The sequence below is a fragment of the Calditrichota bacterium genome, from assembly GCA_013151735.1.
Classification (GTDB): Bacteria; Zhuqueibacterota; JdFR-76; order JdFR-76; family BMS3Abin05; genus BMS3Abin05.
The window spans coordinates 38643-64525 of sequence record JAADHR010000073.1; the positions used below are offsets into that span (position 1 = coordinate 38643).

Below are 25883 nucleotides of genomic sequence, written 5' to 3' on the forward strand. Positions count from 1 at the left end.
TTGATTGGAATAAACACATTAGACAAAGATGTGGAAAGAGGAAAGGTAAAAAGTTAATGTCCGAAACCATCGAACACTTTCAACGGAATGCAGATTACGATATTTATTTCCCCAAAAATTTTGATAAACAACCGTTCAATTATTCCGACGGCCAGGATGCAGAGAACTATGTTTATTCGGTCATAAAAAATGCAAGGGACAGGCGGTCCTTTTCCATCGAATTGGCCTCAAAGATTCGGGATTGGCCAAGCCTGTATCATCTCAGTCCCCTGCGTGCTAATTTGTTTCGAGCCCTCTATTTTGATCAGCCGCGTGATATGAAAGTTCTGGAGCTTGGCGCAGGTTGCGGAGCGATTACCCGATATTTGGGAGAGCATTTTGGAGAGGTTCATGCCATTGAAGGGAGCACCAAGCGTGCAATCATTGCCCGGGAAAGATGTTCCGGGCTGGATAATGTGCGAATTTTTAATGCCAATTTTTTACAGGTCGACGTCACATCCCGTTACGATCTGACAACGCTCATCGGGGTGCTGGAATACAGTCCCATTTACCATCCCAACGCATCCTATTCAAGAGAGGAAAAGGTAATTGACGTTCTCAAAAGGGCATTTCATACGTTGGCTGAAAACGGCCAATTGGTTGTGGCCATCGAAAATAAGCTGGGTCTTAAGTACTGGGCCGGCTCGCATGAGGATCACACAAACGCCTTGTTTGAAGGAATCATGGGGTATCCGCACAAAAACAGGCCTATTACCTTCAGCCGAAAGGAATTGGAAAATATGCTCCATTCGGCCGGTTTTAGAGACGTTCAAATCCTGTCCGTGTTTCCCGATTACAAGCTCCCGACCACATTTTTAAATGTTACTTCGGATGAGGGTGAGGATCTGAATCTTTATCATTGGATAGAAACCCCTTTTCCTGATCGTGCCGGGCAGTCCGGAAATCTCTTCAGCGAGGCGCTGGCTTTAAGGGAATTGGATCGTGCCGGGCTTCTTGCTGAATTTGCCAATTCCTTTCTGATTATTGCCAGTAAAAATCCACCCAAAGAGAAACCGTCCTGGCTTGCAAAACGCATCAGTTCCAACAGGCACCCGGCTTTTGCCGCAGAAACCACGTTGAATCGAGATTCGCTTAAAAAAATTCAAAAGAAAAAACTATTTCCCGACACAGCTCTGCCAAATGAGTTTATTAAACAGACGATATCGAATGAACGGTACATAAAGGGTGAATTGTGGGTTTATGAGTTGTATGAGGCGCTTGCTCGAAAAACCTTTGAACAGGATTTAATCAAGAACCTAAAGAAACTCAATGCCCTGGCTCTGGCCCGGTTTTCAAAACAGAAAGAGGATAGTGAGGGTTTTCAGCTACTTGATGGCAAAGCATTTGATTTTGCATTTTGGAATATTATTCACAAAAATGACGATTATATGTTTTTCGATCGTGAATGGGATTATTTAAAACCCTTTTCAATAGATTACCTGCTCTTCAGAAATCTCACCCATTTTATTATCCGACAAAATGGGAATTTGCCTTTCCTGGGTAATATTGACTATTTTACACTCAAAATGATTCAGACAATTTATCCTCATTTTCATTCGGATCGACTGATGAAATTAAAGCGGCAGGAAGACGACGTCACACAGATTATTTCTTTTGGTGAAATCAATAGACCGGAAATTGATTTGTCTTCCAGGCGGCAGGCGGCTCGGGCGCGGGCATCTATCATCATTCCCGTTCTTAATCAAGTTAAGTACACCCGGCAATGCCTGGATGCCCTTTTTGACGTTACCCCCGAAGAGTCTTTTGAAGTCATTGTAGTGGATAACGGGTCTACCGACGGCACACAGGCGTATCTTGAATCGATAAGGGAAAAGATAAAAGTTATTCGCAACGAAGAAAATCTGGGGTTTGCAAAGGCGTGTAATCAGGGAGCAAGGGCGGCTTCCGGAGATGTGCTTGTATTTTTAAACAATGACACCGTTCCGCAAAAAGGCTGGTTGGAATCGTTGGTTGAAACGTTGAATCGAGAAAACGTCGGTATTGTCGGAAGCAAACTGATTTTTCCCGACGGCAGCACCCAACACGCGGGTGTGGTTTTTACGACCAATCAGCTTCCCTACCATATTTATGAAGGATTGCCGGAAAATCTTGATTTTATTAATCAAGAGGAAACCTATTCTGCTGTAACAGGGGCCTGTCTGGCGCTGTCAAAGGAATTGTTTTTTCAGGTAGGTCTGTTTGATGAATCTTATCTAAACGGGTTGGAAGACATTGATCTGTGTTTGAAGGTAAAAAAACTGGGAAAGAAAATAATCTACCAGCCTAAAAGCCAGTTGATCCATTTTACCTCGAAAACGGAAGGCAGACAAGATTATATGGAAAAGAATAAAGAAATATTTTTAAAAAAATGGATCTCGTTCATTAAAAGAGATGACTTCCATTATTATTTGAAAAACAACTATGTTCCGTACTTTCACAAGGAAAGCCATAAAATTAGTTGGATCTATTCCAGTCATCCACTCTTTTCCATTGTAATCGTTACCTATCATTCCGAGCGAACTTTGGGTACGACTCTAAAAAGCATTTACGAAAACACAACCATTCCTTATGAAATAATCATTGTGGATAATGCCTCGAAAAAGGATGTGCAGGATGTCATTGAGGAATTGGACATCCAACTTCCCGTATCGGTTATTCGGAATTCGGAAAATCTGGGGTTTTCCAAAGCCTGTAATCAGGGCATTCGGCAGGCAAAGGGGGATTACATTGTTCTTCTTAATCCCGATACGGCCGTTACGTCCGATTGGCTCAGTCGGATGCTTCGTCATTTCTCACCGGATACGGGGGCGGTTGGTCCCATTTCAAATTATGCGGCCGGTTTGCAAAATTATATTCATTATGTGGATCCCAAATGGCAGGGGGATTTTCCCCTGGAAAAACTGGCCGAGCTCATCGCCCGTCAAAACGTTAGAAAATCCGTCGAAACCAAACTCCTCATTGGTTTTTGTATGATGATTCGCCGGGAGGCTATTGAAAAAGTGGGACTGCTGGACGAAGAGCTGTTTCTGGGGAATGACGACCTGGATTATTCCCTGCGCTTGCGAGAAGCCGGATACACGTTGAAAATAGCCACCGACACATTTGTGTACCACGAAGGGCAGCACAGCTTTAAAACACTGGAATCGGCGGAAAAAGAGCGGCTCATGCAGGAATCACTGGATAGGTTTTATGCGAAACTGGAGCGCACGTACGGCGAGGGAAAGGTGCCCAGTTCCACCGAACTTTGGGGCATAGACATTCTGGGCGTGCCGACAAAATTCAAGCAAATGCCTCCCATGCCGCCGCTCTTAACCGCTCAAAAGCCCACGGCATGGCTGAAGAATAAACGCGTGGCGCTTATTTACGACAATCAGATTCGGCCGGATACAACCGGCGAATACGGGAAACGGGCACTGGCATCCCTTTGCCGGGTAACACATTTTCTCCCGGAAGAGATGGACAAAATCAAACCGGGAGACTTTGATCTGTACCTGTTTGTGGATGACGGATTGCGGTATCCCATCCCCTTCCAGTTGCGGCCGAATGCCTGGTGGGTGATTGACACACATTTGCAATACGACTATGACCGGGAAAAGGCAAAACTATTCGATTACGTTTTCGCAGCTCAAAAAGACGGGGCACAGAGGCTGTTGCAGGATGGCATTCGGAATGTGTTCTGGCTGCCCCTGGCGGCCGATCCCCAGATTCACAAAAAACTTCCGGCGAGGAAAGAATACACCGTTTCCTTTGTCGGGCATTTTGCCGAGGGACCGCGAAATCACCTGCTAAAGGTTATTCAGGCCAATTTTAACTCGGTGTTTATCGGGCAAAAGTTCTTCAAGGAAATGGCGCAAATTTACTCAAAATCCAAAATAGTTTTTAACCGCAGCCTGAAAAACGACATCAACATGCGCGTGTTTGAAGCCATGGCCACCGGCAGTTTGTTGGTGACCAACGACTTGTCTGACAACGGGCTAACCGAGCTGGCCACCCCGGATGAACACCTCGTAACCTACACCGATGAAAAAGAATTGCTTGAAAAGCTCCACTACTATTTGGAGCATCCCGCCGAGCGGGAGAAAATTGCACGAAACGGACGCAATTGGGCGCTGCGGAAACACACCTACCGGCACCGAATGGCCGCTCTCCTGGAAACCGTGTTTACTCAGGAAAAACAGAGACAGCCTGAAGAAGTCAAAAGTCTCACATCAATCGTTCTGCTCACGTACAACGGATTGGAGTACACCCAAAAGTGCATTGAAAGTATCCGGAAACACACCCATGTGCCTTACGAATTAATCGTAGTGGATAACGGCTCCACGGATGGAATGGTGAACTATTTGAAATCTCAGAAAGATGTTCACCTCATTCAAAATAAGAAGAATAGGGGATTTGCGGCCGGGAATAATCAGGGCATCCGGGCGAGCAAGGGGGATTTCATCGTCCTCTTAAATAACGACACGGTTGTTACGGATGGATGGCTCAGGCGGCTCCTGCGGGGGTTTCACCTGTCGCCGAAGGTCGGAATGGTGGGTCCCAAATCCAATTACGTTCAGAATCCGCTTCAGGTGGTGAATGACGTTGGGTATGAGAATTTGGAGGAAATGCAGGTTTTTGCCCAAAAATTTGCCCGCAAGAACAAAAACGCCTACTGGACCACCACCAAATTGGTGGGATTTTGTTTGGCTCTGAAACGAGAGGTAGTGGATCGCGTGGGGCTTCTGGATGAGTCCTTTGGACTGGGCAATTTTGAGGATGACGATTACTGCGTCCGGGCCCGAAAAGCCGGCTATTATCTGATTATTGCCGGGGACGTGTTCATTCATCATTACGGCAATCGCGCATTTCAGGAAAATAAAATTTCGTACGAAAAAATGATGCGGGAAAATCTTCGCAGATTCCAGGAAAAGTGGAAACATGATGTGGAATTTCGGGGCGAACGCTACTACCTCAAGGAAGATATTCACGGATTTGCTCTTTCGGAGATCGCCGCCGGGGAACGGGCATTTGCCCGTGGTGAAATTGAATCCGCCCGAAAACACTTTTTAAAGGCTCTCGAATGGGAACCCGAGAATGCCCAGGCCTTAAATGATCTGGGGGTGGTCACCTGGAAATTGAACCGGCCGGACGAAGCACTGGATTGTTTTGTACGGGCCGTTTCTGCTTCGCCGGAAAATTCCGACGCAAAAGAGAATCTCCTTCAGCTTGTGCAGAATACGGAGATTTCCGGTAAATTGAAACAGACACTGAATCGGCTCATTCAGTCCTTGAAGGACGTTCCGTTTCTGTATAAATTGGGGACGCTTCTATTGGAAAAAAACCGGGTTTCTGAAAGCGAAGCCTGTTTTGGCCGGATTCCTGAGCTGGATCAATCTGCCATTCTGGGGGAAATTGGTTTTGCTTTGATTGATTGGGAACAGGGGCGTCTGGAGGAGGCCATGCAGAAAATGGACAACGCCAGCCGCAGGGATCCCCAGAATCGGGATCTGATTCTGCAGTATGCCTTGATGGCCTTTCAAATCGGGCAGGGGGAAGAGGCCGTTCAATTATTGAAGGAATACCTGCGCGCCCATTCGGATCCGGAAATTCAGCAAACCCTGCAGTTTTTGGAGGAAAACACCGGGGGTGAAAAAGTGCGGCAGCCGGAAGTCGAAGAGGTATTCTGATGGCTAAGGGACAGAAAAAAGGCAAAAAGAAACGACGCACGGGGCGACAGAAAAAGACCGCCGAAAGTCAGTCGAACCTGCGCCCGGGAATCAGTATTTGCATGATTGTGAAGGATGAAGAAAAGCACCTGCCGAAATGCCTGGAAAGCGTGAAGGGCCTGGGTGCAGAACTCGTCATTGTGGACACGGGTTCCACGGACCGCACCATTGAAATTGCCCGAGGCTACGGGGCCCGTGTTTTTCATTTTCCCTGGAACAACAATTTTTCCGATGCCCGGAACGAATCTCTGAAACATGCCACAAAGGACTGGATTATTTGGTTGGATGCCGACGACCGGCTGCCCAAAAGCGAGCACGAAAAAATCCGCAGGCTGGCTCGTCAAAAGCCGGACAGGGGATTCCATTTTATCCTGCGCAATCAGGGATTAGACGATTCCAGGTGTTTCCAGCTTCGCATGTTTCCCAATCACCCGGATATTCGATTTGAAGGAGCGGTTCACGAACAGGCGGCCAGTGCGCTGAAGCGGCTGCATCTGCCTATTGAAAATACCGACGTTACCCTGATCCACACCGGCTATGCAACCGAGGAAATTGTCCGCGCGAAAAAGAAGAAATATGTGAACATGATGGAGGCCTGGCTGGCTGATCATCCGGACGACTGCCTCATCCAATACCAATTTGCATTGACCAATCACACAATGGATAATCACAAAAGAGCCGTACAGGAATTTGAAAAATTTCTGTCGCATTCCGGCTGTTTAAATCAGGATAAAAATGTAACCTTTTACGCGCTGATTTTAACGGGACGCTCCTATCTGAATCTGGGAAATACAGACAAGGCCCTGCACTATTTGCTGGAGGCAGAAAAGCTGAACGCCCAATCCGATTTCCTGAAAATGTCTCTGGCGGAGGTGTACACCAATCGCTCCGACCCCAAAAAGGCCATTCAGTATCTTGAAAGTGTGGGTGATTTGACGACGCCCCAAATTACATTTATGCCGCTGGATTTCAGTGTTCTTCACTTTGGGCAGATGGCCCTTTTGGCCTCAAATTGGATGAAGCTGGGGGAGCTGGAAAAGGCCCGCTACTATCTTGAGGAAGCAGAGAAGCTGAAACCCGAACGCGCTGAAATTGATTACTACTGGGGAGAGTGGTACGAAAGAAGCGGATATTCGGAAAAGGCGCTTTCATTTTATAAGCAGGCCACCCAAAAATCTCCTGAAACATTTTTGTACCATTTTAAAAAGGGCACACTGCATTTGGCCATGGGAGATGCCCTGCACGCCAGCCAGGAATACGAAATGTGTCAAAACCTTCTTCCGGGCAAGAAAGAGGTGCTGGTAAATCTTGGCGTTCTGGAGCGAAATTATGGCCGTTTAGAGAAATCGGAGGCCTTTTTGAAAAAGGCTCTCGAAAAATACAGCCATGATGCCGATGTGTCGTACCACTACGCTCAAACCCTTTTTGATGCCGGAAACTATGAAGGAAGCCTGGCCATTTTGCGAGAGGGCGAACCCTTTCGCCGAACGGAAAAAATGGTTTTGCTCTTGCTTTTGAATCTTTTTCATTTGCAAAAGATGAATGAATTCGGGCAGGAATTAGAAAAATTTCGTACCGCGTTTGTGCCGGGCATCCCCGGGGACCAACCGGGTTTATCTGAGGGATTTTTTGATCTGGCCTATTCCTATCAACAAGCCGTCCGGCCTGTTGAAGCTGAGTTGGCTTATTCCCTATTTATTCAGATAAAGTCAGAACCCAAACAGGCTGAGTTTCAAAAATGGGTCGAATTTCAAATGAAGGCCTTTCATTTAAATGCCGCGATTTCAAATCTTGAAACCCTCATTCTGAACACAAAGGGCTCCGCATCACTCATGCGGTATTTCCACTATCTGAGCCAATGTTATGCGTCACTCGGTATACGGGAAGCGGTTGAGATGTGTCGACAGAAAATATCCGTTTTATCGGAAGAATCGGACCATGCGCACGTGACTGTTCACGACAACCGCCTTGACGTACAGACGGTTTAACATGGCGGCAATTAAAAAATGAGCCCGTTTTATCACGCATAATCCTCCTCCTGTCACCTCCTTTAAATCTTACAAAATTTTAAAATATTCCACTAAAGAAATGAACAATGATGACGATAATTTAAATGAAGTAAAAAGACTTCAGCTTACCGGTAGCTGGAAGGGAATTGCCAACCCGTAATTGGCACTTAGCACGGATGCTAAATTAACACACTTAACACGGAGGTTTATTATGAGTTTACGTATTTATCACAACATTACTGCGATGACTGCGTATCGCAATTTGACCGTATCGGACAACATGCTGAGTAAATCGTTGGAACGCTTGTCATCCGGCTTGCGCATTAATAAGGCTGCTGATGACGCCGCAGGTCTGGGTATTTCTCAGAGAATGCGTGCGCAAATCAGTGGCTTGCAAATGGCCAGCCGGAATGCCAGTCAGGCCGTAAATGTGGTTCAGACGGCTGAAGGTTCCATGAACGAAATTCACAACATGTTGACCCGTATGCGGGAATTGGCTGTCCAGGCATCTTCGGACAGTGTTGGTTCCGATGACCGGGGTTACCTGAATTCTGAATTTACGGCGTTGAAGAACGAAATCGACCGTATTGCAACATCCACCGAATACAACGGGACCAAACTGATCAACGGAAGTTACACCGGCAACACGGTCAGTTCCACGGCCAGCGTAACAACGGCTACACCGGAGCTTGGTGTTCAGGAAATTGCCCTGAATGGAGCCAATGCCGGTACGTATACGATTACGGATTCCAGCGGCAGTACTTTGACAATGACCAATGGAACCACCACGCAGACCATCACGCTGACCGGTACAGGCACCAGTGGCGCGCCTGCTGATGGTGAAACCATTACGGCCAATTTTTCGGAACTGGGAATTACGCTGACCCTGAATCAGGCCTACGATGACGCAGACCTGGATGGAAAGAAAATTGTAGTCGAATCGGGTAGTGGCGGCCAGTTCCAGGTAGGGGCCGATAATGCGGCCGACAACCGAATCAGCTTTACGATTGGAAATCTGCAGGCCAGCGGGACTACACTGGGATTGAGCAGTGTCGTTATTAGTTCCAAATCGGCGGCCCAGAGTGCGATTGATTCGATCGATACGGCCATCGATGCGGTGAACTCCCAGAGAAGTAATCTGGGTGCTGTTCAAAATCGATTGGGTTACACGATTGCAAGCGTGAACAACCAGGCAGAAAATATTCAGGCATCCGAATCAACCATTCGGGATGCGGACTTTGCTCTGGAAATGTCCAGCTACACACGGGCACAAATCCTTGTCCAGGCGGGTACATCCATGTTAGCACAGGCAAATGCCACCCCTCAGACTGTTTTAACACTGCTCAGAGGGTAGGTCAAAAAATCGTTATCAAAAGGGGAGGAGGAATGGATTCTTCTTCCCCTTTATTTTGAAAGAAGGTGATCGCAAATGAGTGCCATATATGCCATGAAAACCGTTGCCAATGAACTGCCCAGGGTGGAAGCGGTTAGGCTGCCTGTGCATTATCCAAATTCCTTTTCCGGAGCAGAAAAAAAAGTTGATCATAGGCCTCCAAAACAAAGAGAATCGGTACCCAAACAGGAGATTGCTGATCTCCAGAAACAAACAGATAAATTGAATCGGATAATGGATATTTTTAGTCGGAAAATCCGATTTTTCGTTGATTCAAAAGAAAATAAGGTCGTTATCAAAATTATCGATTCCCGATCCGGAGAGGTCATCCGGCAAATTCCACCGGAAAAAATGATCAATTTTGTTAATCGGATTAACACTATGATTGGTTTTGTCCTTGATGAAAAAGCATAAATCACTTTTTCGTATGGGATAAATTGGAGAATTAAATGCCAGGCACATTTTCAGTTGGTGGTTTAGCTTCCGGTTTGGATACACAAAACATCCTGGACCAATTGGTGGCCATTGAAAGACGGCCCATTACATTGTTGCAGAACAGAAAGGATGGGTACAAAAAGAAACTGGATGTTTGGAATCAGGTATCCTCCAAGTTGTCCGATCTAATTTCTTCGCTGGGAAAATTGCGTACTGAGAGCAATTTTAAAGCATTTACAACCAACAGTGAAAATGAAGACATTGTCACTCTGTCTGCCACATCGTCGGCTGAGGCCGCAGAACATTCCATTAAAGTTTTACAGATCGCACAGCAGCGAAAAATATCCTCTCAATCCTTTGAAAGCAAAACAGAAAATCTTGGGCTGACGGGCGATTTTTTAATTGACGGCAAGCTTATTTCCGTAAGCACAACAGACAGCCTGATGGATATCCGGGACAAAATCAATAATGCAAATGCCGGGGTTCAGGCCTCCATTCTTGAGCTTGCAGACAATGAATTCCGGCTGGTGATTGCCAGTAAATCAACGGGGGAAGACGGATTTCACATCCTGGATGCCAGTACGACAAATATCCTGCAGAATCTTGGTCTGACTACAGGCACGGAATCCATAAAGAATCAAATCACGGGAGGGGTCGAATCCGATAGCTTTTCAGATATTTCTGCAACCATCGGAAGTGTGCTTAATCTTTCATCTCCCCAAAGCGGAACGGTTACCATTGGTGATAAAACGGTCTCCATTGATTTATCTTCAGATACACTGTCCACAATAAAGGATAAAATAAATGCGGCGAGCCCAACAGGAGTTGTGGCCTCCATTGTTTCAGATACCGAGAATAATCAAACCATTTACAAGCTGAGAATTGAGGGAACCTCCACATTTTCCGACGATAACAACATATTGCAAACACTGGGGATTCTTGAAGGGGATACCGGCGCTCCTGCTACGGCACAAGTCATTACCGGGAGTGCTGTCAATACGACAGACGGATCAACGGCCATCACGGCCGCAACAACCTTTGGCAGCATTTACAATGCGAATGTTTCCAACGGGGATACCATCACAATTGTAGGAAAAGATCACAGTGGAACAGATGTTTCCAGTACATTTACGATTACGGATACGTCCACAACCACGGTTCAGGATCTTCTGGATGCGATTGAATCGGCGTTTTCAGGAGCTGTTACGGCATCCGTTAACAGTTCGGGAAAAATTGTAGTCACCGATAATTCCACCGGTACCAGCCAATTGGATGTAAATCTTATTGAAAATAATGAAGGCGGAGGCAGCCTTAATTTTGGGACATTTTCAACCACAACCACCGGTCGGGATGCAATTTCTGGAGATCTCCAGGCGGGGCAGGACGCTTCTATTGAAGTGGACGGCATTCAGCTCACCCGAAGTTCCAATTCCATTTCGGATATTTTGCAGGGTGTCACACTTAATTTACATAAGGCGGATACAACATCCACCGTCAATATTTCGGTTTCCCGAGATTTTGATACGATCAAAAGCAATATTAATGATTTCATTAAAAAATATAATGGCATTATTGATTTTATTAATAAGCAATTTACGTATGATACAGACAAGGAAAAAGCCGGCACTCTGTTGGGAGATACAACATTGATTTCGGTTCAATCTGAAATTAAGAATATTGTTTCGGATAGAATTAGCGGTTTACCGGAGACGCTTCGTTCGCTTGCTCAGATTGGAATCGACACCGATAGCGACGGAAAACTCTCAATGGACGAATCGAAATTTGATGAAAAAATTCAGGATAATTTTGATGGCGTGGTCAAGATTTTTTCGGCTATCGGAGAAACCACAGATAGTGATATTTCCTATATTAACCATACAAAGGACACCCTCCCCGGAACTTACGCCGTAAATATTACCCAGGCTGCCACCCAGGCAGAAGTTCTGGGAACGACCAATTTGCAAACGGGAATTGCGGGTTCGGAGGTGTTAACGCTTGCTGACAAATATACGGGGCAAACGGCGTCCATTACACTTGATTCAGGGTTAACCATTGATGAAATTGTCAGCAAAATCAATGCGGAAACCTCTCAAACATACAGCCAGAAAAGGACGTCTTCGGGAACCATTCTCACGAGTGGAAATCCGGCGACCTCCAGCACGCTCTGGAGTGATGTTGATGGGGATATAACCTCTGGCGACACGATTACGATTAGCGGCACCACGCATAATGGAAACAGCGTCTCCAGTGTTTATACGGTTTCGGATGGAGATACGGTAGGTGATTTTCTCACGGCCATCCAGGACGCTTTTGATAATACGGTTACGGCAACCATTAACGACCAGGGAGAAATTGTGGTCACGGATGTGGATTCCGGAACCAGCCAGATGGATATTTCGCTGACCCCCAACAATGAGGGAGGCGGGTCGCTCGATCTGGGGACAATGGACCTGACCCAAACGGGGCGGTATGATTTGGAAATAACCGCGTACAATGATAATGGCTATCTGAAAATAGTTCACGATAGCTACGGCTCTGCATATGGCTTTTCTGTGACACAAAGTACAAACTATCTGGGGATTACGGATGGAAGCTATGCCGGTCAGGATGTGGCCGGTACCATAAATGGTGAAAATGCCACGGGAACGGGTCAAATACTCACGGGCGACAGCGGGGATTCCAATATCGACGGATTGAGCATTCAGGTTACCTTAACGCCCTCACAATTAAGCGACCAGGGGGCAGACCAGGGCAGCATTTCGCTGACTTACGGCGTGGCTGAGCAATTATATACGCATCTGAAAAAAATTACCGATGAATTTGACGGATATGTTTCACTGCGGGAAAAGAACATTCAAGACACAATGGATGATATCCAGGATCGAATTGATCTAATGGAACAACGGGTGGCAAAGAAAAAGCAAAATCTCGAAGATCAATTTCTGAATTTAGAGCGGTCAATGGCTGCGTTGAATTCCTTACAAAGCTATTTGGGCCCCCAATTGGCGCATCTGAGTAGTTCATTTGGTTAAAATTGAGTGGAGGTAAATGTATGGTGGCAAAGCAGGGATTGGAATCCTATTTAAATACGAGTATCGATACGCTGGATGCCGGGAAACTTATTGTGCTGTTATATGATAAACTGGAAGAAAAGCTGCAATTGGCCATTGATCGGCTCAATGATGGGGATATGATGGGAAAGGGAAATGCAATTCTCAAAAGTCAGGATATTATAATGGAATTATTGTCTTCTCTGAATTTAAAAACAGGCCAAATCGCTATAAATCTTCAGGCTATTTACCTTTTTATGTTTCGAGAACTCAATCGGATTAATCTTGAAAAAGATGTGAATGCACTGAAAAAGGTGCTCAGAGCGGTTCAGGAGTTAAAAAGTGCATGGGTTGAAATTACCACAAAGAAAAAAAGTGAAACAACGCAAGCAAAGCATCCGGACAAACGGCAGCAGAAAACACTGGCCATTGTTGCTTGACGAAAGGATAATGGAAATGCCGATTCATCAATATAAAGAGGGGTTATTGACAGCATTAAGCGATCACTATCGAACCTATCAGAATTTGTACAGGCTTTCTAAAAAGCAGAACGATTTTCTGAAAAACAAGGAGATGGATTCCCTTTTTGAAACGACTCCCAAAAAAGAAAATCTCGTTGAAAGCCTCAAATTAAGTGAGAAGGAGATTAACCATTATCAAAGAAAATGGAGTGATTTGCGGGATAATCTTTCATTTGAGGATCGGCAGGAAGTGCAGAGGGTTCTGGAAAATATTCAATCCGTTGTAAAAGATTTGCTTTCGATGGAAAATGAAAATAAAAAATTACTCGAACATCAAAAAAGCGAAGTAAAAAGTAATTTGTCAAGACTTTCGGTGAACAAAAGGAATATTCGGAAGTATATGTTACAAGAGCAGCTCTATAAGCAGGAAAAAATGCAATAGGAGACGTCCGCTTTATGAAAATTAATGAAATAAATTCCCAAAAATATATCTCCAATATAAACCAGCACGCTGCCAAGAAGGAACCGGTTGTCAAGAAACAGGCTCCAAATGGGAAGGATGAGATTCAGCTTTCCCTCAAAGGAAAACAACTTAGCCAATCCAAGCATTTATTGGGGATTGCCAAAGAAAAACTAAAAAATATTCCGGATGTTCGGTTTGATAAAATTGAAGAAGCCGTTAAAAATATTCAGGAAGGAAAATACAATCAACCTGAGGTGGTAGAAAAGGTTGCTCATGCTATCATTCAACAGGCTGATTTTCAGGAGATTATTGGACAAAAGGCACAAAGCCAGACACTTTCCCCTGAAAGAATTCAGGACATTCAGACGAAGATGAGTTCTGGTTTTTATTCAAAGCCGGAAGTAGTCGACAAAATTGCTCAAAAAATATTAAGGGATTTTGAGTAGAGGGAGTAAAAATATTCTTGACTTTTAGGAAAAAAATTCATATAATTACTATCAATTTGGGGCTATAGTTCAGCTGGGAGAACGCTTGACTGGCAGTCAAGAGGTCGCCGGTTCGAGTCCGGCTAGCTCCACAAATAAAATCACGTATTTACATTTAAAAACAGGGAATTAGCAAGTTAAGGCTGATTCCCTTTTTTGCTTTATTTTACGCCATTTTTCTTTCCTTTTCGATTCAAATGGTAGCAAAATGGTAGCAAAAAATCAGCGCAAAATGGCTGTCTTTCCTTGTCTTTCGAAATTTAGAATCCAGAACAATTCTCAAAACGGCAGGTCCTTTTTATAATCTTCCCAGGCGGATTAGCGAATTTCCTCTAATTCTTTTTGAAAAAAAGAAACAATTGCCGCGAATGCATGCCAAAAAAAGGAAATAAAAAGAGAACGAGTGTTCAAATATAACGTTAATGGCTCCATTATGAGGAAAAACACAGTACACAAAATAGAGAAAAAAATAAAAAAGTGCTTGACAATAATAAATATAATTAATATAATGGGTATATATTATTTTGCTCTTCTCCCCATAAAACTTATTCAGGGTCTACTATAAATGAGGAATATAAGTTAATCAATAAAAATTGAAAGGAAGCTATTAGATTATTATAACCCACTTAATATTATATATGATATATTAATTCCCAAACCCAGACGATACATTATGGTTATTTAACCCGTCCAAAATTAGTTCCCAGAAAGAGAGTGTAATTTGTTTTTAAATCAATAGAATTTTGTTGTGTAAACAGCACGCAAACGTTTGTTTGTCGGCGGGGGTTATTCCTTATGTGGAAAGAGGAACCCAGGGCTTCTTTTAAATTATGTTTAAAACCTGAACTGAATAGGAAAGGAGGGTGATACCAATGCACCAAATCGGATTTTGAGGTGAAGTTAAATAACAAAAAGGTGTTTGGATGTCATTTATGGAAGGAGGTGGATGGAATAACTACAAAATGCTTTTTAAGAAAAGTTTATTATTAGACCAAAAATCCTCAACCAATCAAATGAGGAGGGAGGAAAGATGAAGCGTTTAGCAGGCATTTTTGTTTTACTTTTTCTATTTTCTGTAAACGTAATGGCTGGAACCACCGGAAAAATCGCCGGTCGCGTCACGGATATGAAGACCGGAGAGCCCCTGCCCGGCGTCAATATTATTGTAGAAGGAACAAACCTTGGAGCTGCAACCGACGCCAAGGGCTATTACTTCATCATTAATTTGCCTCCGGGTGAATACACGCTGCGGGCTTCAATGATTGGATATGAAACCCTGCGAAAAACCCATGTGGAAGTCATTATTGACCGAACCACAACAATTGATTTTAAACTCTCCCCCACGGTTATTCACGGAAAGGCAGTAACCATCACGGCTCAACGTGTGGTTGTGCCATTAGATGTGTCCAACACACAACTTGTTGTGGAACCCCAAAAGATTGAGAATGCGGATTACCATGAAATAACAGATGTACTGGCTTCTCAGCCGGGAATCGCCGGCTTTGGCGCCAATTCCGACAAGCCCATGATTCGCGGGTCCGATTATCGGGAATCCGCTTTCGTGGTTGACGGCATCCGTCTGACCGACCAGCTCACGAGCCGCCCTTTTTATCAGATTGATCTGGATGCCATTAAACAAATCAAAATTGTAACAGGCGGATTTAATGCGGAATATGGCAATGTGCGGTCAGGTGTGGTCAATGTGGTTACAAAAGACGGCGGTAATAATTACACAGGTGCTGTTAATTTCCGCTACAGCCCGCCAGGACGCAAACATTTTGGTCCGATGCTTTACGGAAAGGATTCTCCTATTGTCAAGCCTTTTACAAGGGAGGATTACGGCGCTTTTACCGGAAATAACTTTTTTGAAGGCTGGAATAAATACGCCAACGAAACCCTGAAACCAGGCGATCCCCATTATGGAAAACCCTATGAATTGCTAGCCCTCTGGCTCTGGCGGCATCGTTCGCCCGACAATTTAAACATGCTGCGCCAATTGGCCAAAGAGGGAAAAGTGGATGTGGATCTCAGCAAGGTAACCGACGACGACGCAGTTTTCAATGAAGGAAATCTGGCTGACTGGCAGGGGAACCTTAGTTTGGGTGGCCCCGTCCCGTTTCTCAATCACAAGGTCACCTTCTTTTCAACTTACAAGCGGGAATTCAGCCAATACGCGGCTCGCTTACCCCAAAATTATGGCGGCCGGTTTGGCACGCTGAAATTAACAACCAATCTGAGCAATTCAATCAAATTGCACATAAACTTCTTGTACGGCTGGCAAAAAGGGACCGGCGGAGGTGGACAGGGACCACGAATCACCGATGCTATTACAAACAATGCCTTTACGCCAAATGGCGCCGGTGTTTTTGGCGATGTGTACCGCGAAATGGGAAGTGCCAACAAAATGTGGTATCCCGATTGTGCGACGGCGGGCCAGCAATGGCGCTATGCCGGTGGCTTCCAATTAACGCACACGCTTTCGCCCCGTACTTTTTATGAAATTCACTTTACGGAAATGCTCACGCAATTTGGCGAAATTCACCATCTGCGCAACACGGCACCCATCCCCGGAAATCCGTACCATGCCACGCATTTAAACTACGGCCGCATCGGAACCGAAGCCTACGCCGATTCGCTGGCCAGTGCAGGCGTCTACGGCTGGAACGACTGGCGCAATTGGAGCAAGATTAAAATTGGCGGCATCTGGTACGACGAAGCGCCCTGGGGTTACGGCCCCACCCAGTGGCGGGATGTCACTGGTGAATACCGAATGGAATCTTGTAACTACCAGCGAAACCTTTCCATGACACGTACCTACAATTTACGCTGGGATTTAACCAGTCAGATCAACCGAAACAACCAGGTAAAAACCGGTATTTCAATTATTCACGATCTGATTCACGGGTATTTTGATCGGGTTGACCCTGCGGTAAACAACGGCTACATTTACACCTCGATGGCCAAGCCCTGGCGCGGTGCCTTTTACGCGCAGGACAAACTGGAATTTCAGGGCATGATTGCCAACCTGGGCGTCCGTGTGGACTGGATGCACGAAGACAAAATGATTACCCTGGATGGCCCGATATCGGATAAAGTCAATGGGCCTTACTCCGTTTACCTGGAGGCGGGCAGAAAGGACAGCCTCAATATGATGCCCTGGAAAAGCCGGAATCTGGTGCGTATTAGTCCGCGTTTTGGCATTTCCCACCCGCTCTCTGACAATGCAAAAATCTTCTTCAACTATGGGCATTTTTACCAGTGGCCGTTTGCCTACGATTTGTACCACTACCAACAGAAAATCAATAAAGGCTACCAGATTACCGATCTGGGCAATCCCCGACTGGATCCTCCTCGGACTATCGAATACGAAGTGGGCTACGCCCAGAATATTATGAATATGATGGAATTGAAACTCACAGGTTATTACAAAGATGTAAACGGTGAATATCGCAGTGTTCGGTATTACTATTTGGATGGAACTCATTATACCACACAGATCAACGGTCAATATAAGGACATTCGCGGATTGGAAGCTCTTCTGGACATTCGGCGGGGCCGATTTGTTTCCGGTTGGGCAAGCGCCAATTACATGGTGTGGAGCGAAGGGTATTACGGATTTGACCGGTTCTACGAAGATCCAAACAAACAACCGCGCCGGGTGCCGACCACCATCACGCAGCCTTATTCGCGGCCAGTCTACAAAGTGGATTTGAATTTCCACACGCCGGAAAAATTCGGGCCACGCGTCGCGGGAATGTTTCCTCTGGCCGATTTCAACGTGAATTTCCTGTATACCTGGCGTGCCGGTGAAAAATTCACATGGAATCCTCAGGGCATTCCGTATGTGGAAGACAATATGCAATGGCGTCCGTATCAGATGACCGATTTCCGACTGACGAAACGCCTGTTCAAGAAATGGCGGATTGAACCCGTTTTCTACATCGATGTGCACAATCTTTTCAATAACAAAAATATGAATTACCCGCGTCAATACTATTACAACAATGACGTGAATCGCGTCCTCACAGGCGTTCGCGGAAGCTGGACCTGGAACGGACACCGGTGGTGGAAACACGAATTTTTGGACTACATGAATTCACTGAAACTGGACAAAGGCGACCGGCCTGGAGATTATCCCCACAATGGGAAGAAAACCTACATCAAAATGCCGAATTTTACTCCCTGGACCTTTTTGGACAGACGCGATATCTTTTTCGGCATCAAAATTAATTTTTATTGAGACTAAAAAAGAAGCCGACCTGAATTGCGGTTCGACTTAAGGATATGACACAGGGAGGAATTAAATATGACTAAACTAGGAAATTTCATTGGATTGACATTTCTGGGATTACTCGTTTTAGCCGGCACGGTTTTGGGACAGGCAAAACGAGACATACCCCTTGGGCTGCTCAATTTTGTAGCCGACGAGGCGTTCTCCGAAGACCAGCTCTATTGGCCCATTGGCTGGAACAACTTTGACACAAAAGTCATGGACGTTTCCGGTGTGGACATCGGCGTGAAAATGAGCTGGACGGACAAAGCCGGTGTGCAGTGGCCCGTTAAAGTGGCGGAAGCCGTCTACCACAAATTTTCGGATGTTGAAAATGTTGTGGTTCCGGTTCCCGGTGCTTTTGGCCGAACCTTCAAATACCGCCCGCCCCACAAAATTGTGGACGGACAGGACTGGACCAACGTCCTTTTCGACAAGGACAAAGTGGATCCCAACATTCCCTCCGATGTGGTCATTTACAATCACTGTACCACCTGGGTAGGAATCGATGTGGAACGCTGGGCCTACGGTTTTACCGATGCCAAGGATCAGAGCTACGTCATTTTGGAGTACAAATTCACCAATACGTCTGGCGAACCCCGAAATGATGTCTACTTTGGTCTGCGAGCGGAGCTGAACACCTCCAGCTATTACCCCGGAAACCTGTGGTCCAATTACTACGGCGCCACGTACAAAGATTACGTCGCAGGCGACCCCACCGCCGACTCCATGCGGGTGTACTACGAATGGATCGCTGATCAGATCAGCGCCACACCCAATGTGGACGACCGCGCCAACCCGGATCAAATCTGGGGCAATTTTACAAAGCCGCAATACACCGCTTTTGCCGTTTTGCATGCGGACAAAAGCACGGATGACGAAAGTGACGACCCGGCTCAACCCGTCAAAGCGGGCTGGTCACAACGAGAGCTTTCTCCGGATTTAAACGTAGCCACGCCCAGTGTGGTTTACGATTTTCTTTCCAAACCCTGGGACCCCAACAACCCCGGTCTGTACACGGTTGGAAACGGCATGTACCGGGTGTTGCCCCCCACGTGGGATCCCACCAAAGACGATCCTCTGACGGAACAGGAAAAAACAGGCCTGTTCAGTTTTGGCCCTTATCAGATGAAAGCGGGCGATGACGTGCACATTGTCGTTGCATACGCTTCGGGCAGCATTTCGTCGCGACTGGCCATCGATTTGGGTCGGGCTTACGAGCCCGGCTATCAGGCCATGCAGCCTCGGGTTCCCATGCCTTACGATGTCAAAGACAGCCAAGGCAATGTGGCTTTTCAGGTGAAGGGCAAAATTGTGGACAAAGCCACAAAGGACGCCATTTTGAATACAAGCAAAGATTCTGTTTTTGCTACGGCCAGTCGGGCTATTCGCGTCTGGAAAAATTCCAGCGTAAAATACGGCCAGGGGACATTCGATGTTCAGGCGGCCCCTCCTTCTCCCTCGTTAACTGTAAAATCCCTTCCAGGCAAAATTGTACTCTCCTGGGGAAATGAGGCGGAGCAATCGGGAGATGTGGCCGGCTATCGAATTTACCGGAATTATTGGCGGCCGCCGTCAATAACATCACCCACGGACACCACATTTACTTTAATTAAAGACATCGCCGGCACCAGTGTCCACCAATATGAGGATAAAGACGTCATTCGCGGGCAGAACTACTACTACTATGTGACGGCCTACAACAGTCAGGGTGTTGAGAGCAGCCGGCTGCTCAATCAAACGGGCGCCTATAAAACAGGAGCGGATAAACTGCAGGAAGCCGCCTCTCCCTCAAGAGCCCCGGATAACAACTGGCAAAAGGAAGTGGTCGTGGTTCCCAATCCTTACCACGCACGTGCCATGCATAAATACGAAGGAGCAGAGATTAAATTCCTCAATTTGCCGGCGTATTGCAACATCTACATTTACACCGCTACAGGTGACAAAGTGCAAACCCTCCATCACAATTCCGGTACAGGAGATGAGCCCTGGGAACGGCAGGAAACATTTTCTACCATGGCCATTGTGAGCGGAATTTACATCTACGTTGTGCAAGAATTGGATGGGCCCAATGGAAATCCCACCGGAAAGTTTTCCAAGGGGAAGTTTATCGTTGTTAAATAAGTATTTCCAATGAATGAAGGGCTCGAAAAAGGAGGCATAAAGATGAAAAAAATAATCTTATCTTTTCTAATCCTTGGGCTTGTCCTGCTCGCAATGCATACGTCATTGCAAGCCCAGGCAACAAAATACGGTCAAGCAGGAATGACGTTTTTGCAAATTGATGTGGGAGGCCGGACGGCTGGCATGGGCGGCACGAGCGTAGGCATTGCCAATGACGCATCGGCCATGTTTTCGAATCCGGCTGGATTAGCTGGCATCAGCGGCCTGGACATCTTACTGAACCAGACCAACTGGATTGTGGACATCAAACAATATGCGGGTGCAGTCGCCTATGGCACGGGAAACTGGGGTACGTTTGGCGTCAGTTTCATTAATATGGATTATGGTACGTTTACAGAAACCTGGCCCTACGAGGGATTTGACCCTGAACTTATGGACAAAGGCTACATTCGCGGCAATGATTTTACCGTGAACGAATTCGCCCTGGGTTTCTCCTACGCCCGCCAAATGACCAACAAGTTTTCCATTGGCGGACAAATTAAATATGTGAAGCAGGATTTATATAAAACCCTCATCTGGAGTGAATTCCAGGGAAAGCAAATCTGGGTCAACAACAATTTGGGCGTTCTGGCTCTGGATTTTGGAACCCTGTATTACACCGGATTCAAAGATTTGCGGTTCGGAATGTCCATGCGGAACTTTTCACGCCAGGCACGTTACGCCATTCAGCGCTTTGACCTGCCACTGACATTTAAAATGGGCGTGGCCATGGACATTTTGACCCTGTTCAATGACGGCCATAGTGACAATCATTTAACTCTGGCCATCGATGCTCTGCATCCCAGAGACTACGACGAACGGTTGCAGGTGGGAGCTGAATATGAATTTATGAACCTGTTCTCGCTGCGGGCCGGATACAAATTCCGGTACGATGAAGAGAGTTTTTCCGCCGGATTTGGCGTAAAGAAGTGGTTCGGCAATTTCGGCGTGCGCTTGGATTACGCCTATTCCGATTTTGGGAAATTCTTTGGATCAGTGCATCGATTATCCTGGGATTTTTACTACAAGTAATTGATTCGGAGGTCATGTTCTTTATTTCGGACTAAACGTTCCCATAAAAGTGTTGCCCTGTTGGAACTGTACAGGGCAACACTTCATTGTTTAGTAAGGAGTGTTGTTATGCGGATAAAAATAAAAAATATCCAGGTTCTTGCAATTCCCCTTATCCTGCTACTGACGTTTGCAACCGGTTTCTCACAGGTAAAAGATACAGTTGAACTTGCCTACGATGACGGGAGTCATTCATTCCCTATCAGTTACAGAGTTAATGCATACAAATTAGTCGCTGTCCGGTTTACTCCGCCTTCGGATTCCATTCAAATTCTTAGAGCAAGATATTTTATAGCAGACACAACGTATGGGACCAAATTTCAATTTGCCATTATGGGTGAAAAATTCGACGAACCCACAAAAAATATTTTTGGCCCTGTGGAAATCACGGCAAAACAAATTGGTTGGAATGAATACGATTTAGAATCGCGGCCAATTTTTGTTCGGGGTGATTTTTATTTTGTTTTAACTCTGAGTGATTCTTCCCCCACTTTTGGTGGAGAAATAAATCAACCGTATGGTGAACGGACCTATTGTTATTGTACCTGAACGGGCTGGACACTGTGGGAAGATATCGATTTTCCCCTTCGGGCAGTTGTCCGAATGTGCTTTCCGACCCATGTTAATAAAAGTCGGATGAATTTACATGCCAAAAGATTTTTGTTAGAACAGAATTATCCGAATCCATTTAACGCATCAACTGAAATTCACTATTATATTCGAAATAATGGGAAGATTCAAATAAATATCTTAAATTCAAGGGGACAAGAAGTGCTTACCCTGCAAAACAGGAACGAGACTGCAGGGGAGCATACAATTCGTTGGAACGGAAAGGACGTGAATGGAAATGATGTAACGTCCGGTTTGTATTTTTGTCAGATTCAATGGAATCACAGAATTAAAACTTGCAAGCTAATTTTGTTGCGATAAATGGGCTAACAGCGTGCAGCAGACAAAAGATTAAATCGGGCAGCGAGAACGGAAAAAAACACATACGGATGAGAAAAAACGAATTTGTTCTACACATGGGAGAAAAACAAATGAAGAGTCGACATTTTGTGACACTGGCCATTGTCCTGTTTGTTGTTAATCTTTCGATGGCCGGAGGGCCGGTAGTTTTCAACGTAAGGGATTACGGCGCGACGGGAAAGGGAAAAATCCTGGACACGCAGGCCATTAATCAGGCGATAGATGTGTGTGCAAAATCGGGAGGTGGAACGGTTTATTTCCCGGCAGGGGTGTATTTGTCCGGCTCGGTTCACCTGAAGAGCAACGTCACGCTCTATTTCGATTCGGGTGCTGTCCTGAAAGGAGCCCCCAATTCGATGCACGTTTACGACCCTCCAGAACCGCTGGGGTTTAAGGCCTATCAGGATTTTGGGCACAGTCATTGGCACAATGCTCTCATTTGGGGCGAAAAGCTTCACGATATCGCCATAATGGGACCCGGCATGATTGACGGAGGAGGCATGAGTCGAGGCAATCCGAAACCGGGCGGTGGAGATAAGACAATTTCGTTAAAATTGTGCAGAAATATTCTAATAAAAGATATTACCATCAAGCACGCCGGGCATTTTGGCATTCTTCCCACCGGCTGTGACAATATGACAATCGACCATATTAAAATCGATACCAATCGCGATGGAATTAATGTGGATTGCTGCCGAAATGTTAAAATTTCAAATTGCAGCATTAATTCCCCAAGAGATGACGGCATTGTGCTGAAAAGCAGCTATGCCTTGGGGTACAACCGGGCAACTGAAGATGTTACAATCACCAATTGCTTAGTAAGCGGGTTTAAGGAAGGAACGCTTCTGGATGGAACTTTCCAGGGCGGCGGGGGAACGGGTCGAATTAAATTTGGTACCGAATCAAACGGCGGATTTAAAAATATTACAATCAGTAATTGTGTGTTTGATCACTGCCGGGGGCTCGCACTGGAAGAAGTAGATGGCGGAACGCTTGAAAATGTAACGATTTCAAATATCGCCATGAGAGATATTTCCAATTCTCCCATTTTTATTCGTCTGGGAAATCGAGCAAGAGGTCCTAAAGGAACTCCCGTTGGCAGCGTGAGGAACATTGACATCAGCAATGTGACCGTTATGGGAGTTAATCCGAAATATTCGGTTCTAATTGTTGGAATTCCGGGGCATTCCATTGAGCATATCCGTCTTAATACCATTCGTATTATTACCGATGGCGGGGGGACAAAGGAGGACGAAAAAATTATTCCGCCCGAATTGGAAAAAGCGTACCCGAGTCCGAATAGATTTGGAAGAATGCCTGCCTATGGCTTTTTCTGCCGACATGTGAAAGATTTGGAGCTCCACGAAGTTTCAGTTAGTTTCGAAAAAAAGGACATGCGACCGAGCTTAATGGCGGATGACGTGAACGGTTTGGAATTGGATAACTACCGGGCTGAACGGGCCGTTGCAAATGAAAAACCAATTGTACTAAAAAAGGTCAGCGGATTGTTCCTTCACGATTGTCCGAATATTCGCCCGAGCACATTGACCCATTAAACCTTATCCGTATCTTCAGAAACAAAGGTAAAATGCATACGGTGTGCGAATCCAAGCTTAATGAGATTAATCGGAGGAAATTTATAAAAAATTTAATTTTTAAATAATGGGATCATTGATTCTTTTTGATGGAATAATTGGTTTAAAATGCATAAATGATACTTGACAAAATGGCATATAATAGATATATTTTAGAGTAAAAAACTTGCTTTTAAGACTGCAAATTGTATAAATTACCTGCATTTGATTCCAATAAAACCAATTCATAAAAAAATCGTGGCGTTTGGGAACAAAAGTTTTTTGAGTAAGTGTATTAATTGTTTGAAACTAAATGGAAACAATAGTCATTATCAAAAAGTATTTCACCATTATTCGGTGTGACTGATTTGTTTCATTCACCATTTTTAGTGGCAATGGCACCTTTACGACACAACCCAATCTGTTTTTAAAATTTGTAGAAGCACAAGGTTTTGCGCCTGTCCAATTCTATCTTTCGGGCTTGCCTTGTAGACTTATTAGTCATAGAAAATTCAATTAGATGTGATATCGAACGGGCCGTGTCTGATCTGTCTCTGTCGGGTAAAATATTTCAGTTTTAATTGGGTAAGAAATGGGTATCGACTTTCAAAATCCGCAACCTTTGTATCAACAAATTGCGAATGATATTGCTGACAAGATCAATCGCAAAAAACTGAAAGCCGGGAGTAAACTGGGCACTCAAAGAGAGTTAGCTCAAGAATACAATGTCAGTTTAATTACGATAAAAAAAGCCATATCGGATTTGGTTCAAAAGGGTCTTCTTTTTGCAAGGGCCGGTAAGGGGACTTTTGTGGCTGAGAAACATGATTTCGCCGATTTTTCAAAGCATAGAATCATCGGGCTGGTACTCAGGGATCTTTCCAGTCCATTTTTTTCCAAAATCGTTCAAGGGGTTGAAAAAGCAGCTTCAGAAAATGGCTACAATTTACTTCTTTCAAGTTCATCAAATATGAAAGAAAAAGAAGAAAATCAAATACAGCATTTCCTGGATTTGAATGTAAGTGGATTAGTTATCGCTTCGATGGCCCATATTTTCAAACCCACTCCCATTATTAAAAAACTCCATCAGTCACATTTTCCCTATGTTATGGTTTCATATATTGAAGATGAAAACACCTATTTCGTCGGGACGGATCATGAAAAGGGTGGATTTATGGCGGCAGAACATTTGATTAAACTGGGCTATCGGCGTATTGGTTACATAAATGGAGAAAAAGGTAATTTGGTTGGGGAAAAACGTAGAAAGGGATTTCTAAACGCCTTACAGGAATACGGCATTGCTTTCGATAAAAAAAATGAATTTCGATTGCGAGAAAGACGGGAATGGAATGATTATAAATCTGGATATGAAATTGGTGAATACTTTATCACCCTCAAAGAAAAACCGGAGGCAATGTTTATCTATAACGACCTTTCTGCCCTGGGATTTGAGCGGGCCGTTCTTGATAATGGACTAAAGGTGCCTGACGACGTGGCAATCGTGGGCTATGACGACATTAAACGAGGGGTGGTTGCTGCGGTACCGTTGACGACCATTCATCAACCGACAGACGAAATCAGTAAAATTGCAGTTGAAACGGTTGTAAAACAGATTGAAGGCAAGCCTGTAAATTTAAAGACAATTTTGGAACCCAAACTCATTATTCGGGAATCCTGTGGGGCAAAAAGGAAAAACAAATAACTGAGCGGGATCGTGTGGGAATCGAACCCACCCATCCTGACACCTGCCAGGACGCTGCGGATTTGAAGAGCGTAATGGAAGGAAGGCAAAAAAA

15 protein-coding genes and 1 tRNA gene are annotated in these 25883 nt (G+C 45.1%); all 16 read left to right on the plus strand.

What is annotated here, in order from left to right:
* Window positions 1–56: 56 nt before the first annotated feature.
* The 16 genes from GXO76_05200 to GXO76_05275 all read left to right on the plus strand — a co-directional run bounded on the left by GXO76_05200 (window position 57) and on the right by GXO76_05275 (window position 25789).
* Window positions 57–5705, plus strand: coding sequence for a glycosyltransferase (locus tag GXO76_05200; protein NOY77249.1), 5649 nt, complete (start codon window positions 57–59; stop codon window positions 5703–5705).
* Complete coding sequence (locus GXO76_05205; protein ID NOY77250.1) at window positions 5705–7732, plus strand: glycosyltransferase; 2028 nt, start codon at window positions 5705–5707, stop codon at window positions 7730–7732. Before GXO76_05200 ends, GXO76_05205 begins: the two co-directional genes overlap by 1 nt.
* A 232-nt stretch (window positions 7733–7964) precedes the next feature.
* Window positions 7965–9107, plus strand: coding sequence for a flagellin (locus GXO76_05210; protein NOY77251.1), 1143 nt, complete (start codon window positions 7965–7967; stop codon window positions 9105–9107).
* A 75-nt stretch (window positions 9108–9182) separates the two neighbouring features.
* On the plus strand, window positions 9183–9560 hold the full coding sequence (locus GXO76_05215; protein NOY77252.1) for a flagellar protein FlaG: 378 nt from the start codon (window positions 9183–9185) through the stop codon (window positions 9558–9560).
* Window positions 9561–9595: 35 nt separating this feature from the next.
* Window positions 9596–12613, plus strand: a complete 3018-nt coding sequence (gene fliD / locus GXO76_05220) for a flagellar filament capping protein FliD (GenBank protein ID NOY77253.1) — start codon at window positions 9596–9598, stop codon at window positions 12611–12613.
* Between the two features lie 20 nt (window positions 12614–12633).
* Window positions 12634–13071 carry a flagellar export chaperone FliS gene (fliS, locus tag GXO76_05225; protein NOY77254.1) on the plus strand — a complete coding sequence of 146 codons (438 nt, stop codon included), beginning with the start codon at window positions 12634–12636 and terminating at the stop codon, window positions 13069–13071.
* A gap of 16 nt (window positions 13072–13087) precedes the next feature.
* Window positions 13088–13534, plus strand: coding sequence for a flagellar protein FlgN (locus GXO76_05230; GenBank protein ID NOY77255.1), 447 nt, complete (start codon window positions 13088–13090; stop codon window positions 13532–13534).
* Window positions 13535–13548: 14 nt separating this feature from the next.
* Window positions 13549–14001 (plus strand): hypothetical protein, encoded by a 453-nt coding sequence (locus GXO76_05235; protein ID NOY77256.1) that lies wholly within the window; start codon window positions 13549–13551, stop codon window positions 13999–14001.
* A 58-nt stretch (window positions 14002–14059) separates the two neighbouring features.
* A tRNA-Ala gene (locus GXO76_05240) sits at window positions 14060–14132 on the plus strand.
* 938 nt (window positions 14133–15070) lie between these two features.
* Window positions 15071–18280 carry a TonB-dependent receptor gene (locus GXO76_05245; protein NOY77257.1) on the plus strand — a complete coding sequence of 1070 codons (3210 nt, stop codon included), beginning with the start codon at window positions 15071–15073 and terminating at the stop codon, window positions 18278–18280.
* Between the two features lie 66 nt (window positions 18281–18346).
* Complete coding sequence (locus tag GXO76_05250; GenBank protein NOY77258.1) at window positions 18347–20434, plus strand: hypothetical protein; 2088 nt, start codon at window positions 18347–18349, stop codon at window positions 20432–20434.
* A gap of 42 nt (window positions 20435–20476) precedes the next feature.
* Window positions 20477–21505 (plus strand): PorV/PorQ family protein, encoded by a 1029-nt coding sequence (locus GXO76_05255; protein NOY77259.1) that lies wholly within the window; start codon window positions 20477–20479, stop codon window positions 21503–21505.
* Window positions 21506–21613: 108 nt separating this feature from the next.
* Window positions 21614–22093: a hypothetical protein gene (locus GXO76_05260; protein ID NOY77260.1), complete on the plus strand. Its 480-nt coding sequence runs from the start codon at window positions 21614–21616 to the stop codon at window positions 22091–22093.
* Window positions 22094–22180: 87 nt separating this feature from the next.
* The gene (locus GXO76_05265; GenBank protein ID NOY77261.1) at window positions 22181–22474 is read left to right on the plus strand and encodes a T9SS type A sorting domain-containing protein; all 294 of its coding nucleotides are present in this window, start codon (window positions 22181–22183) and stop codon (window positions 22472–22474) included.
* Between the two features lie 110 nt (window positions 22475–22584).
* Window positions 22585–24069 carry a glycoside hydrolase family 28 protein gene (locus GXO76_05270; GenBank protein ID NOY77262.1) on the plus strand — a complete coding sequence of 495 codons (1485 nt, stop codon included), beginning with the start codon at window positions 22585–22587 and terminating at the stop codon, window positions 24067–24069.
* Between the two features lie 610 nt (window positions 24070–24679).
* Entirely contained in the window at window positions 24680–25789 is a 1110-nt protein-coding gene (locus tag GXO76_05275) for a GntR family transcriptional regulator (GenBank protein ID NOY77263.1), read from the plus strand.
* Window positions 25790–25883: the final 94 nt, after the last annotated feature.